The sequence below is a fragment of the Buchnera aphidicola (Anoecia oenotherae) genome (assembly GCF_005080765.1).
Classification (GTDB): Bacteria; Pseudomonadota; Gammaproteobacteria; order Enterobacterales; family Enterobacteriaceae; genus Buchnera_E; species Buchnera_E aphidicola_AB.
Genome location: NZ_CP033012.1, coordinates 322,886 through 336,594, shown reverse-complemented (window position 1 = coordinate 336,594; position 13,709 = coordinate 322,886). Strand labels below are relative to the sequence as shown.

Genomic DNA, 13,709 nt, shown 5'->3' with positions numbered 1-13,709 from the left:
TTAATGTTATCGAAATAATTAAAAAAATATTAATATGTAATTATTATATATTAATAAAAATACGTTTAATTATTTTAAATTTAATTTAATTAATTATAAACTTTTTTCATAATCTATCCACGTTTTTGATAATGGAGCGCTTATAAAAAAATCTTTTTTATTTTCAGGATGTTTAAACTGTATACTAGAAGCATGAAGAAATAAAGAAACATTCTTATTTTTTTTTAACAAAATTTTATCTAATTTAGTATTACCGTACCGTTTATCAAATATTATCGGGAATCCTAGAAAAGAACTATGTACTCTAATCTGATGAGTTCTTCCAGTAACAGGTGTTACTTCTATAGAAGTAGTACTAGTATTATATTTTTTTACTAAAAAAAACGTTTTTGCAAATTTTCCTTTATCACTTATAACAACCATCCGTTTTTTATTAGACTGAAACGTTTTTAACAATGGTTGAGTAATGCTTATTTGATTCTTAGGCCAATGTCCATGAACTATACTAATATATTTTTTTTTTATTTTATTATTAATCCATTGTTCATGCAATTTTTTCAAAGATGAATATTTTTTAGCTATTATTAACGTTCCAGAAGTTTCACGATCTAATCTATGAACTAATTCAAGATATTTATTTTTTGGTCTAATATGTCTAAAAATTTCAATTATACCAAATTTTACTCCACTACCTCCATGAACAGCTATTCCTGCGGGTTTATTAATTATAAGAAGAAATTCATCTTCATACATTATACTAGATATGATAGTTTTTTTTATAGTTTTACATAAAATTATTTTTTTTTCTACTTTATTTATTGTATTAATTGGAGGAATATGTACTATATCCCCTTTTTTTAATTTATAAAATGGCTTTATTTTTTGTATATTTATTCTAATCTTTCCAGTTCTTATTAACCGATAAATCATACTTTTAGGAACATTTTTATATAAGTTAAAAATAACATTATCTATTCTTCTATTTATCATATTTTGATCAATAACTATTGTTTTACATATTAATTTTTTAAACTCCATATTGTATTTCTCTAAAATATTTTTTTAGATCGTTTAGTTGTGTTATAAAGTAAATTCTCTAATAAAAATAATAAAAATAATTTTTACAAAAAAAATATTTTTTATTTAAATTAAATGTAATTATTAAATTAATAATTTAATCCTTTTTATTAAAAAAAACCACTAATTTTAGTATTAATAAATATTATTTATATAAAAATATTTTTATTTTTTGTTTTTTTAATATCGTCTAAATTTTTATTACTAATAAAATATAAAAATAATGATTCTAAAATATTTTTCAATAATAATTGACTAATTTTTATTGAAATTAAAATAAAAAACAATTTTAAACCATTAGAATTGATAAAAATTAATTATATTTTTTTTAAAAAATATTTTTATCTATTAAATAACAGATAAAATTTAATTTTTATTTACATTTTTTACTAATAGCAAAATAGAATTTGTTGTTTAATAGAAAAATGATTACACATTTAAATTTTTTAACAATAATAAGAAAAGTAAAACAATATAATTTCTATTTTTAATAAAATTTTTTATAAATTTAATTTTTTAAATATAAAATAAAACTATTTTTAAAATAAAATTTATGTGTTTTTATTTTTTTTTGAACTTATTTTTTCACATAACAAATTACCTATTCCAAATCCCTTTGTTGACAAAACACTTGACAATTGATAAGTATACATACTATTTAACATTTTTATTTGATCTGAGTTAAAAAAAGTATTTTCACTACATAATGTATTTTTATTAGATAAAACCATGTTTATAAATATTGTTTCTATAGATTTTATGATAGAATTTTTATTTTTTATGTTTATTTTTTTTTTTAAATCATTAGTTTGTATTAAAGAATTTATATTTAATTTATTATTTTCATAATTATTATAAATTAAATCTATACTATTATTTTGAATTTTCATTGTTTTCTTATATCTAAAGTAGCTGGAAGTGCTCCAACGTCTTTCATAGACGTAAGAATAGATACTATTTCATCTGGAGTTATATGAAATTTATTTAAAATAGATAATATAACATGTATATCAACAGCATTCTTTATCAATACTGTATTAAGTTTGTTATTATGGTAAATTTTTTTATTATCAAATTTTTTAGATAAAAAATCGAATTTTTGTTGATCAGAACAACCTGAAAGATCATTTTTATTAATTTTTATGAGTAATGAAAAATGTTTACTTACAATAGTACATGATCCTACCTTGATGTCTGCATTTGATATTACTAGTCCCGTTCTATTATTTACAATAATTTTTGGTTCATTTACATTGATGTTTATAAACATCTTTTCTATATCAGAAATCATATTTATAATATTTTTATAACTTTTTTTGTTAATGTTGAGTTGAATAATATTCGGATTTAATACAAAAGATGCATTTTTGTAAGAAAAATTAATACGATCGCTTATTTTTTGTGCAATAATAATATCAGGTTTGTTTAGTTGAAAATTAATAGTGTTTTTATTTCCAAATTTACTATCTACTGATTTTTCAATAATAGCACTGTTTTTTAAAATTGCTACATTGTTATTACGTGAATTAAAAATAAAATAACGATGACTAATAATATTGCTTATTTTTTTTTCATTAAAAAACGGAATACTTCCTTGAGCTATAGCATATATTTTATTATCTAATCCTAAAAGAGGAGTTAATAATAAAGTACCTCCAGATAAACTGGTACTATTTCCAACAGATGAAACTTCTACATTGATTTTTTGTCCAGATCTAGCAAAAGGAGGTAATTTAGCAGTAACTACTACCGAAGCTGTATTTTTAGAATCTAAACATTTATTTTTTTCAGGTATATTTATTCCTAATTTATGTAGTAAATTATATAGCGCTTGAAAAGTAAAAGGAGATTGTTTTACAGAATCACCTGTACCTGGCAACCCAACTACTAAACCATATCCAATTAATTCGTTTTCTCTAACACCTTCAATAGTAGTTAATTTATTAATTGTTTGAGCATAAGAACAAGAAAATAAAACAAAAAAAATAACTATAAAAAAAGTTGAAAAAAATGATTTTTTGTACATATAAAACCTTTTTTTAAAAAAATCTATTAGATAAGTTATAATGTTTTAAAATATATTTTTTTCATATTTAATAGAATTTAAAAAATTAACAATTTTAATTATTATAATAAAAAAAATTGTTTATGTAACATTTATCATTTTTTTAAATGTTACTCTAACCTGGGAAAAAATAAAAAAACAACTTTTGCATCCAATTAGTTTTACTATTCTGACTAACGCTTCCATTATTGTAATATTCTATTTTTTCATTTGCTACATCATGTGACTTTACTACATTATTTATACTAATGTTTTCAGGATTTATTACTCCAGAAAAACGAATAAATTCTGATTCTTGATTAATAGATATTTGTTTTTGACCAAATATTTTTAAATTTCCATTCTTGCATATATCAGTTATAGTAACAGTTATAATGCCTGTAAAAGTATTTTTTGAAAATGTATTTCCTTTTCCAGAAAAATTATTTTTAGATTCACTATTTATTTCCGCTCTAGATCTATTTGTTTTTGATTTTAACAAAAAATCTAATGGATTTGGAAAAGAATTAATATTTACTCTACTATTACCATTTCTTATTAAAGAAGACACGGAACTATTACTTGCACTAATATTTTCTTCTAGTAACAACGTAATAGTTTCTCCTATTTTATATATTTTTTTTTCATTTAAGAAAGGATTAGATAAACTGCTTATTTTGTTTTTTAAATCTTCAGACAATACTGAATTATCAAAATCTTTTAATAAAATTTGATTGTCTTTTTTATAATTTTTAATTACTGGATCTATATAATTTTCACTAGTATATAAAGAAAAACCATTCAATGCTAAAATAGCTGTAACTAAAAAAAACCATTTAGGTGTTTTAAATAATGATCTGAACAATGAAATATACCTTTTTTAATATTAAGACTATATATTATAATTAATAATATATAAAAATATATTACAATTGAGATAATTTTTGTAACATTTGATCTGCACTAGATATTGCTTTTCCGTTAATTTCATATGCTCTTTGTATCTGTATTAAATTTACTAATTCTTCAGCTATATTTACATTAGAAGATTCTAAAAAATGTGATTTTATGCTTCCAATTCCTTCGCTTCCCGGTTTGCTTTCTATCGCACTTCCAGAAGAAGGTGTTTCAACAAATAAATTATTTCCAATATTAGATAATCCAGAAGTATTAGAAAAATGAAATAAATTTATTTGTCCTATATGTTCAAGAGTACTATTGTCTCCAGAAGACGAATTTACTGTTACAGAACCATCTAATCCTATAGTAGGATCATTAACTAAATTATTTGGGAAAATTATTCCAGATTCTTGCTGTACAGGAAATCCTGAATTAGTAACTAATTGATTATCTTGATTTATATTAAATGAACCATCTCTTGTATAGGCCAACTTTCCATTAGGTAAAACTACTTGAAAAAACCCATTTCCATCGATTGCTAAATCTTTAAATGAATTAGTAGGAGTTAAATTTCCCTGCGTATCAATAATTTCTGTAGAAATAGGTCTAACACCTGTACCAATTTGTAAGTTAGAAGGAAAATTAGAATTTTGAGAAGACAATTCACCAGGAGATCTTATATTTTGATACATTAAATCTTCAAACATAGTTCTAGAACGTTTAAATCCATTTGTATTAGCATTAGCTAAATTGTTAGAAACAACATTCATATTTAATTGCTGAGCATCCAATCCAGTCTTTGCAATCCATAAAGAAGCGAACATATCTTTTTTTCCTATATTTTAACTATTAGTATCTACGAATTTGTTTAAAAGATTGTCATTTTCTATATCATGTTCAACAATATTGGTGTAAAAATCAAACTTTCTACAACAATCAATGGATTGTAGTAAATTTTTTGTTAAATCTACATTACTAGTTTCTAATGATTTTGACTTTATTTTCTTTTCATTTGTTAATAAATTATGGTTTTTTCTTTTACTGTCTTCCATTATTTTATCACATGCATCATAACAAAAACTATAATTACTTTTTTTTAAATCTTTGCTTCTTAACCACGTTAACTTTAATTTTCCTAAATATTTATTTTTCCCTTTTGAGGTAGATACAATAGTCCCATCTTCTAAAAAGTTTATATTTTCATAATTAGGAATTAAAATATAACCGTTTTCTCCTAAAACTAAATGTTTATTTACAGTTAGTCTATTTTTTGAATCAATACTCATATGACCATTTCGAGTATACATTTCTTTATTCGAAATAGGATTTTTAAGAGTTATCCAATAATTTTGAAGAGGAGCAATATCTAATGATCTATTAGTTTCTTGTATACTTCCAGGTTTATCACTATAAAAAACTACAGGTTTTAAATAGAGTTCTTTATTGTTAAGAACATTATTCTTTCTTTTATTTATAGTTAAAGAAAAAAATTGTTCTCTAAACCCGGTCGTATCAATATTAGATAAATTATTTAATACTATTTCATGTTTAATTACGGTATTTTTAGCAGCTTCTAATACTGCATTTATTCCAGAATTCATTTATTTTTTTCTTATTGTATTAAACATATTTAAATATTTAACTAAATTTAATTAACTAGTATATTTTCTAATATAAAAATCTATATTTAACTTAGCTCGTTAATATACTTAGTATATTATTATTTTTATCAACAGTAATTATATCTAATTTAGAATTATTTTCTTCATGATTATCTAACTTTAAATTAGACATTTCTTGATTATTTAACTGATGATCATAATCATAATTAATAGCAATGTTTCTATCTTGATTGTTTTCATTTTCTTGTTTTGTAATACTAGATACAATATTTTGAGCAGGTACTGTTGATAAATCACTTGGATCGTTAACTTCTAAAATGGACATTTGTGCTAATTGCAGTCTTTTCCCATTAGAATAATATCCTGTTATTAACCCTTCATTATCTGTTATAAATTTATTTAAAGTACCTTCAGGAAATCCATTTGCTTGTACATGAGTATAATCTCTAGGAAAATTATCATCGTTGCTTATTCTTACGCTTTGTAAATTTATAGCTAAAGGAGTAACATACCTTTTATCTGAAGAAGTGATATTTATTAGTTTTTTTGAATTTATAATATTGCCATTGTCATCACATTTAAAAGTAAAAGGATCACATACAATTGTTTTTTCATCGCTTCCTTGATAATAATTTTCATCTTTAAAAATATTAGGAGCGTCAGATGCTAGTTGACTATCATCGTGAATAGAAGTTGATACAGTCCATTCTCTATCACCCGTTTTTAATATATTTAAATCTACAATACACTCTTTTCCATCTTTGTTATAAATTACTGTTTTTATATTATTACTGCATGTTGATTTATTTGCATAATCATAAGGATTATTAGCAAAAACAGGAGCGTTCATATTTAAATATGAAAATAATGCTAACCTAGTAGTTGGTTTATAATCTATTCTGTATGCATTAGAAAGATTTAAATTTTTAGGCAAAGAATGATCTATAAATTCCGATGCTTTTTTGCATCCTTTAATATTATATCCCGTTAACCGGTAACCTTGTTCTGTTATTACATCTCCATGTTCATTTATTAAAAAATGTCCATTTTTTGAATATAAGATATAATTATTATTATCCGATAACCTAAAATAAGCGTTAGGACTAATATTAGTATACAAATTTCGGTTTGCATGCTTATCCACTTTATTTAAAGACAAACAACTTCCGTTTTCGTCTACCTGTTCAAAACCGAAGTTAGTTTCGCTATTATATGGACTGTTATTTATATTTTCGTATTGAAAGTTTGATTCATCGTCATATTGTGAAACTACTTCATTTTTTTTATTGCATTGTAACATTGTTGATTGTAGTGATTGTATAGAATTATGAAATTTTTGAACTGAGTTTTCAAGAGATTCTAAAGACATATAAAAACTCTCCTTAATAATATTTTTAGTTTTTTATTGTTTGAAATGGTTTGTAATATATATTACTGTTTTTAAATCTAATTACTTCTTTATTTTTTTAGTACAAATATTTTTTAAATTACTTAATATTTAGTATACTATTATTTTATAGAAAATAATTCATTTTTTTAATATAATTTATGTAAATAATAAAATTATTTATTTTTTAAATATTTTATTTTTTATTATTATAAAAAATATATTATATATCATTTCTCGATAATAGACAAAGTATTTAATATAATAGATTTGTTCGAACTCAACATAGACAAATCAATTTTATACTGATTAGAAGATTTTATAAATCCTATATAATTGTCAATAAAATTAATATCTGATATTGAATTATACTGTTCATTACTAAATTCACTTTTTTTAAAACTTTTACTTACAATACTATCATCAGTTTTATTGTTTTCAATTATTAATTTAACACCACCTATTTTATAAGAATTACTATTTTTGATAGGATCAAATTTAAAAACAGCTTTTTTTTGTTTATTTAAAATATTATTTTTTCTTTTATACGAATAAGATTCTAAATTTGACATTTTTTTAGCATAAAAATTCATACTATGTTCTTGCGATTCTACGGCAGAACCTAATATTTTATATGTGTCAAATACATCCATATTTACTTCTCCTTATCTTTTATTTAAAAATACTATTAATCTAAAACTGTTAGTATATTATCTATTTTATTTTTTATAATAGCTAATTCTTTTTTATGTTCTAGTTCTGTTTCAACAAAATTAATTCTCTCATGTGTTAAATCAATTTCATTGCTATCATTACTATCATCCGTAACGTTTAATTTACAACTATCTGATTCAATTATATTTTGAAGCATAGAATTAGTTATTTCTTGATATAATAAATTGTTCTTTTCATCAATACTTTTAATACTATTTTTAATGTCATTAAACAACGAATTATGTATGTTAGAATATAAATTACTTTCATTAAAAATAAAATTTTTATCAACAGTTTTATCTACTACTATATTTTTTTTTAAGTTTTTTTTGCAATTATTAACAAATGTTTTTTTTTTACTATTTATAATAGAATTATTTTTTTTTATATATATTAAATTTTTTATTTTTTTTTTAAATTCATCTAAAAAATTTACATCTATTTTTTTATAATTAGGAGTATTAATATTAGCTATATTACTAGCTATACTATTTTCTTTTAATGTTAACAACTCTAACATTATAGAATCATCTTTAAAATATAAATCTAATTTAGAAATCATAAAATTCCTTAATTATATTATTAAATTACAAATTTTTAATTAATATTAAACATTTATACTTTTTATTATAATTACTAATTAAGATCAACAAATATATTAAAAAATCTATGAATAATTATAAAATAAAATCTTTCGTATGCATAATTATATTTTTTATTAGCGTAAATAACGCATTTTCTTCAGAATTATCAAAAAAAATTATAAATTTTTTAAAAAGAAATAACCCTATCTATTTAAACCATATTGATTTAAAAATACTAACTAAAAAAAAATTGTGCAATACACCCTATACACCCCGATTTATTCTTCCTTATCATTATAAAAAATGGGGAAATACAAAAATATTAATGGTAACCGCAGAAAAAACGATGCAAATAAATATCTATATTAAAATTATTGGATATTACTTTTTAACTAATAAGAAACTAAAAAAATATTCTGTTTTAAATAAAAATAATTTTATATCTAAATTTGGAAATTTCGATTGCTTACCACAAGACGCTATTCTAAATAAAAATTTAATACTTAATAAAATAATAAATCAAGCGATGTATTCCCATCAAATAATAACTAGTTCTACTTTAAAACCTACATTTGTTATAAAAAAAAATGATAAAATTAAAGTTTTTTTTGAGTTTTTAAATATTTATATATCAACTCTCGGTATAGCTCTAAATAATACTTGTATAGGCGATAAAGTTAAAGTTATTTTATATTCAGGTAACATAGTTACAGGTCAACTTAATAACGATGGAAATGTCAGATTGTTATTATGAATATACTTAAAACATAAAAATATTTTTTGCAACTATGTATATTATTTAATTTTTAAATAATAAATTTTAAAAGTTATCTTATTTATAGTTAATAACTATATTGTAACTAAAAAACTTTTTTTTAAAAATAAAAATTATTATTGTTAACTCAACACGTTTATTTTACTAAAATTAATTTGTTAAAAAACATTTATTAAAATGCCTTTAAATTATAAAAAATAAATTTCGTTTAGTATAAAACAGATTTATTATCATTGTATATATCATATTTATGTACATTGTTTATTTTTGTTTGCTTTTTTTAAAAAATGTACCAATTGTTTTTAACGTTAAATAATTGAAATATATTTTTGATTCAAATATTTCTCTAAACCATATAGGAGGAAATAATATATGAATCTTTTTAAACCTTTTTTTATAAATAGCACTATTATTTTGTTTTCTAGAATTTTAAGTTTTATAAGAGATATGTTAATCGCTACAACGTTTGGAGCTATTATAGAAACAGATGCTTTTTTTGTAGCATTTAAAATACCTAATATATTGCGCAAAATTTTTGCAGAAGGAGCTTTTTCTCAAACATTTATACCCATGCTAACAGAGTACAAAAATAAAAAAAAGTTTAAAAAAACTAGATTTTTTATATCTTATGTTTCTGGAATGTTGAGTTTAATGTTAGTAGTAATTATCCTAGTAGGAATAATATTCTCTCCAGAAATAATTTTTATTACATCTCCTAAATTTTACAATAATCCAGAGCTTTTTCATACTGCTGTTGTTCTATTAAGAATTATGTTTCCATATGTTTTTTTTGTATCCTTAGCTTGCATGGCTTCTTCTATTTTAAATGTATGGAATTATTTTTTTTTACCAGCAATATCTCCTATTTTTCTAAATTTTAGTATTATTTTTTTTGTAATTTTTCTACACTCGTATTTTAAAGAAAATATTTTTTGTTTAGCATGGGGTGTTCTTATAGGAGGAATAATACAATTTTTATACCAACTACCAAAAATACAACAAATCCATATGCTGCCATATCCAGTTATAAATATAAAAAATAAAAAATTAACTAAAATGTTAAAAGGTATCATTCCAGCTATTTTTGGAGTAGCTTTTTCTCAATTATCTACAATAATAAATATTTTCTTTTCTTCTATTTTAGATGCTGGATCTATTTCTTGGATTTATTATGCTGATAGACTATTAGAATTTCCAACTAGTGTATTAGGAATATCTTTAGGAACTATTTTATTACCTGTTTTAACGAAAAATGTTGTAAAAAATAATTTTTTAGATTATAAGAAAAATTTAGATTGGGGATTAAGATTATCTTTTATATTAGGATTACCAAGCAGTTTGCTATTATATTTTTTAGCAAAACCTTTAGTAATTTCTTTATTTCAATATGGAAATTTTAATGATTTTGATACTTTTATGACAAAAAATACTGTTGAATCATATTCAATAGGAATTATTGGTTTAATTTTAGTAAAAATACTATCTTCTAGTTTTTTTGCTTTAAAAGACTTCACTACACCAATGAAATGTTCATTATTAACCATCATTATCAATACGATAATAAACATATTTTTTATATATTTTTTTAAACATGTAGGACTTGCAATTTCTGTATCAATATCATCTTGGATTAACACTTTTTTGTTGTATAAGAATTTACACTCTTTTCAAAAATTATCTTTTTCATCTGAATGGTGGCAATTTTTATTAAAATTATTTATTTCTATATTAGTAATGAAATATGTTATTAGCATAATTTTATATAATATATGTGATTGGAGATATGGATCTATGATTTTTAGAATTTTCCGCATAACTGGAACAATATTAATATCTTGGATAACATATTTAATTACATTTAATATATTAAATTACTATATATTTGATAATAAAAAACTACTTTGATATTTAAAAAATTTTATAAATAATTATTTTAGTTAAACATATATTTTTTTTAAATCTTCGGAGGAAGAGAGATTCGAACTCTCGGATGATGTTAGTCATCGGCGGTTTTCAAGACCGCTGCCTTAAACCACTCGGCCACCCCTCCATATTTTTAAATAAATCTTATCTGTATTAAATTAAATAATATGAAATATATATCATATATCATGTACTTAATGCAAGCATTTTTACTGTTTTATAGATAATAAAACGTTTTATTTTTTTTATTTATTCTGATATACTTTGATTAGTTTCTATATATATATATTTGTATTATATAAACAAAATTATTGTTTTTAATATAATTTAAATATAGTTATATTATCTATAGGCGCGTTGACAGATCGGTTATGTAACGGACTGCAAATCCGGAAAACTCGGTTCGATTCCGGGACGCGCCTATAAAAATATATATATAAAATTATCTATTTATTTAAATCTGTAAATGCCCGGATGGTGAAATTGGTAAACACAAGGGACTTAAAATCCCTCGGCTATAAATGCTTTGCGGGTTCAATTCCCGCTCCGGGTACCACAATTTATATACTTTTACTTTAATAATTTAGAAATAATTATTAACTAAAAAAATTTCTTACTTTAATAAAATTAAACTTATTTTTATTTCAATCCTTGATAAACTTTATAATTTTTATTTTTTTTTAAAATAATAATTTTTTTAAAATGTCTTTTAAAATATTTTTCAAAAGAACAAGATGAATTTATTACAATCCTTAATTCTCCATTTTTTTTTAAAAAATTTTTAGACTGTTTTATGATATTTTTTAAAACAAAGAAGTCTTGCTTCAAATCATTATGTATAGGAGGATTAGAAATAATTAAATTAAACTTTTGATCAATCCTAGAAAAAATATTACTCTCAAATACAGATGCTTTTAAATTATTATTTTCAATATTTAATTTGCTAGAATATAAAGATAAAGCACATTCATCTAAAAGATTTACAGTTATATTATTTTTATTTAATAATTTCAAAATTTGAATAGATATAATACCTGATCCACATCCAATATCTAATATATCTCCATAAATTTTAAAATCCAGCGTTGATAGCAATAATAAAGTACCAGAATCTATTCCTGAATATCCAAATACTCCTGGTAAACAAGAAATATGTATTTTATTCCAAAAATAACTTTTTATAAAATTATTTAATATAAATATATATTTTTTTTTTATTTTTCCATAAAATAATGTACAACGATCTTTTCCTTGAATTTTTTTTAAATTAATCCATTCTTCTAACATGTTTTCAGCACTTTTTACTCCGCTTCTATTTTTTCCTATAATAAATACTTCTGTCGAAATAGAAAATATAGAAAATAAATATTTCATTTGAAAAATAGCTTCCTGTTTATTTTTTGGCCAAAAATACACTATTGTATTACATATTTTTGAAAAATTTTCAGGAATAAATACTCCAAAAAAAATTTTTTTTTTGTTATACTTTTTAATCTTTCCCATTTACTATATTTTACAGTATGTATAATAGAAAAAATAGACTCTAACTTTACTGGCAAATCATCTTGAATATTTCCAGAAAATAAAATTTTTTTTTTTAATAGATAAGAAAGATTATAAATAATCATACCGGTGGAACTAAAGTTAGTCATATTTTTTGTACACTCCAATTCAAAAAAATTATAAAAATTATACATATGATTTATAATCATAAATATGTAAAAATGTTTACATCATATATAAAAAATTAATAGATATATATTTTACATAAACAAACTTATATTTTTACTTTAAAAATAAAGTATCTGTACTTAAAATACAATCTTTGCTAACATTTTATCAATTAATGATTATTAAAATAAAAATATATTAATGTTATATTTATATAACAAATAATATATTTGTTATATTTAATTCCATGCTTTAAAAAAATAAAAAGCGAAATAGATATGTTTAATCAAGTTATAAAATTAAAAAGCAATAATTTTACACTATTAGTCCTTTATTTACAAAATGATTCAACAAAAAAAATAAAATATGCTTTACAAAAAAAAATACAAGAATCACCTTCTTTCTTTAAAAATGCACCTGTTATTTTAAATATTTCACAATTATCTTGTAAAATCGATTGGAGTTCAATTAAATATATTATTCAATCATTAAAATTAAAAATTATAGGTTTTATAAAATGTGAAAATAAAAAGTTGAATAAAACTATCCTTGATTCAGGTATTCCTGTTTTCTTAAAAAAAAATAACTTTAAACATTCTATCCATATTCAAAAAAAAAAAAAAACTATTGACTTAAAATCAAATCTTTTTTTTAAAAATAAAGTTATAAAAAAACCAATACGATCTGGACAACAAATATATTCAAGTAATAGTAACATTATTATAATAAATAATGTTAATGAAGGATCTGAAATTATCTCTGATGGAAATATTCACATATATGGAAAACTAAAAGGTAAAGCATTAGCAGGAATTCAAGGTAACACAAAATGCTATATTTTTTGTACAGAATTATTTGCTGAAATTATTTCCATTTGTGGTCAATTTTTACTATTAGATCAGATTCCATCTGAATTAATTGGAAAATCCGTTCAATGTTATATACAAAATGGGGTTATAAAATTATTAAAAATATAAATTATAATTTTTTTAACTAAATTACTATTTCTACG

Annotated in this window: 13 protein-coding genes and 3 tRNA genes; 5 read left to right on the top strand and 11 right to left on the bottom strand. The window is 21.2% G+C overall.

Annotated features, from left to right (window positions below):
- Window positions 1-93: 93 nt before the first annotated feature.
- From D9V65_RS01375 to D9V65_RS01335, 9 genes are all read right to left on the bottom strand, one after another.
- Entirely contained in the window at window positions 94-1,038 is a 945-nt protein-coding gene (locus D9V65_RS01375; RefSeq protein WP_158341800.1) for an RluA family pseudouridine synthase, read from the bottom strand.
- A gap of 590 nt (window positions 1,039-1,628) precedes the next feature.
- Window positions 1,629-1,967, bottom strand: a complete 339-nt coding sequence (locus tag D9V65_RS01370; RefSeq protein WP_158341799.1) for a hypothetical protein — start codon at window positions 1,965-1,967, stop codon at window positions 1,629-1,631.
- On the bottom strand, window positions 1,964-3,103 hold the full coding sequence (flgI, locus tag D9V65_RS01365; protein ID WP_158341798.1) for a flagellar basal body P-ring protein FlgI: 1,140 nt from the start codon (window positions 3,101-3,103) through the stop codon (window positions 1,964-1,966). Before flgI ends, D9V65_RS01370 begins: the two co-directional genes overlap by 4 nt.
- A gap of 154 nt (window positions 3,104-3,257) precedes the next feature.
- Window positions 3,258-3,986, bottom strand: coding sequence for a flagellar basal body L-ring protein FlgH (locus D9V65_RS01360; protein ID WP_187305760.1), 729 nt, complete (start codon window positions 3,984-3,986; stop codon window positions 3,258-3,260).
- Between the two features lie 61 nt (window positions 3,987-4,047).
- The gene (gene flgG / locus D9V65_RS01355; protein WP_158341796.1) at window positions 4,048-4,845 is read right to left on the bottom strand and encodes a flagellar basal-body rod protein FlgG; all 798 of its coding nucleotides are present in this window, start codon (window positions 4,843-4,845) and stop codon (window positions 4,048-4,050) included.
- Window positions 4,846-4,863: 18 nt separating this feature from the next.
- A complete protein-coding gene (locus D9V65_RS01350) occupies window positions 4,864-5,622 on the bottom strand; it encodes a hypothetical protein (protein ID WP_158341795.1) in 759 nt (252 codons plus the stop codon).
- A gap of 91 nt (window positions 5,623-5,713) precedes the next feature.
- A complete protein-coding gene (locus D9V65_RS01345; protein ID WP_158341794.1) occupies window positions 5,714-7,012 on the bottom strand; it encodes a hypothetical protein in 1,299 nt (432 codons plus the stop codon).
- 248 nt (window positions 7,013-7,260) lie between these two features.
- Complete coding sequence (locus D9V65_RS01340) at window positions 7,261-7,683, bottom strand: hypothetical protein (RefSeq protein WP_158341793.1); 423 nt, start codon at window positions 7,681-7,683, stop codon at window positions 7,261-7,263.
- A 35-nt stretch (window positions 7,684-7,718) separates the two neighbouring features.
- Window positions 7,719-8,306, bottom strand: a complete 588-nt coding sequence (locus D9V65_RS01335) for a hypothetical protein (RefSeq protein WP_158341792.1) — start codon at window positions 8,304-8,306, stop codon at window positions 7,719-7,721.
- A gap of 107 nt (window positions 8,307-8,413) precedes the next feature.
- Here D9V65_RS01335 and flgA point away from each other — a divergent pair, with 107 nt between their 5' ends.
- Together flgA and murJ are read left to right on the top strand one after the other, a co-directional pair.
- Window positions 8,414-9,082 carry a flagellar basal body P-ring formation chaperone FlgA gene (gene flgA, locus D9V65_RS01330; RefSeq protein ID WP_158341791.1) on the top strand — a complete coding sequence of 223 codons (669 nt, stop codon included), beginning with the start codon at window positions 8,414-8,416 and terminating at the stop codon, window positions 9,080-9,082.
- Window positions 9,083-9,475: 393 nt separating this feature from the next.
- The gene (gene murJ / locus D9V65_RS01325; RefSeq protein WP_158341790.1) at window positions 9,476-11,008 is read left to right on the top strand and encodes a murein biosynthesis integral membrane protein MurJ; all 1,533 of its coding nucleotides are present in this window, start codon (window positions 9,476-9,478) and stop codon (window positions 11,006-11,008) included.
- Between the two features lie 58 nt (window positions 11,009-11,066).
- On the opposite strand, the gene D9V65_RS01320 is transcribed toward murJ, so the two are convergent.
- Window positions 11,067-11,153 (bottom strand) — tRNA-Ser (locus D9V65_RS01320).
- Window positions 11,154-11,377: 224 nt separating this feature from the next.
- Between D9V65_RS01320 and D9V65_RS01315 the strand changes: the two genes are divergently transcribed.
- Both D9V65_RS01315 and D9V65_RS01310 read left to right on the top strand, forming a co-directional pair.
- Window positions 11,378-11,448: transfer RNA gene (locus D9V65_RS01315), tRNA-Cys, on the top strand.
- 46 nt (window positions 11,449-11,494) lie between these two features.
- Window positions 11,495-11,582: transfer RNA gene (locus tag D9V65_RS01310), tRNA-Leu, on the top strand.
- 83 nt (window positions 11,583-11,665) lie between these two features.
- Here D9V65_RS01310 and D9V65_RS01305 read toward each other — a convergent pair.
- Window positions 11,666-12,529 (bottom strand): methyltransferase, encoded by an 864-nt coding sequence (locus D9V65_RS01305; protein WP_158341789.1) that lies wholly within the window; start codon window positions 12,527-12,529, stop codon window positions 11,666-11,668.
- A gap of 446 nt (window positions 12,530-12,975) precedes the next feature.
- Here D9V65_RS01305 and minC point away from each other — a divergent pair, with 446 nt between their 5' ends.
- Entirely contained in the window at window positions 12,976-13,674 is a 699-nt protein-coding gene (minC, locus tag D9V65_RS01295) for a septum site-determining protein MinC (protein ID WP_158341787.1), read from the top strand.
- Window positions 13,675-13,709: the final 35 nt, after the last annotated feature.

Excerpts from the sequence above, each read along its gene's own strand:
- D9V65_RS01375 (WP_158341800.1), bottom strand. The coding sequence starts at position 1,038 with ATGGAGTTTAAAAAATTAATATGTAAAACAATAGTTATTGATCAAAAT.
- D9V65_RS01370 (WP_158341799.1), bottom strand. The coding sequence starts at position 1,967 with ATGAAAATTCAAAATAATAGTATAGATTTAATTTATAATAATTATGAA.
- flgI (WP_158341798.1), bottom strand. The coding sequence starts at position 3,103 with ATGTACAAAAAATCATTTTTTTCAACTTTTTTTATAGTTATTTTTTTT.
- flgG (WP_158341796.1), bottom strand. The coding sequence starts at position 4,845 with ATGTTCGCTTCTTTATGGATTGCAAAGACTGGATTGGATGCTCAGCAA.
- D9V65_RS01350 (WP_158341795.1), bottom strand. The coding sequence starts at position 5,622 with ATGAATTCTGGAATAAATGCAGTATTAGAAGCTGCTAAAAATACCGTA.
- D9V65_RS01345 (WP_158341794.1), bottom strand. The coding sequence starts at position 7,012 with ATGTCTTTAGAATCTCTTGAAAACTCAGTTCAAAAATTTCATAATTCT.
- D9V65_RS01340 (WP_158341793.1), bottom strand. The coding sequence starts at position 7,683 with ATGGATGTATTTGACACATATAAAATATTAGGTTCTGCCGTAGAATCG.
- D9V65_RS01335 (WP_158341792.1), bottom strand. The coding sequence starts at position 8,306 with ATGATTTCTAAATTAGATTTATATTTTAAAGATGATTCTATAATGTTA.
- flgA (WP_158341791.1), top strand. The coding sequence starts at position 8,414 with ATGAATAATTATAAAATAAAATCTTTCGTATGCATAATTATATTTTTT.
- murJ (WP_158341790.1), top strand. The coding sequence starts at position 9,476 with ATGAATCTTTTTAAACCTTTTTTTATAAATAGCACTATTATTTTGTTT.
- D9V65_RS01305 (WP_158341789.1), bottom strand. The coding sequence starts at position 12,529 with ATGGGAAAGATTAAAAAGTATAACAAAAAAAAAATTTTTTTTGGAGTA.
- minC (WP_158341787.1), top strand. The coding sequence starts at position 12,976 with ATGTTTAATCAAGTTATAAAATTAAAAAGCAATAATTTTACACTATTA.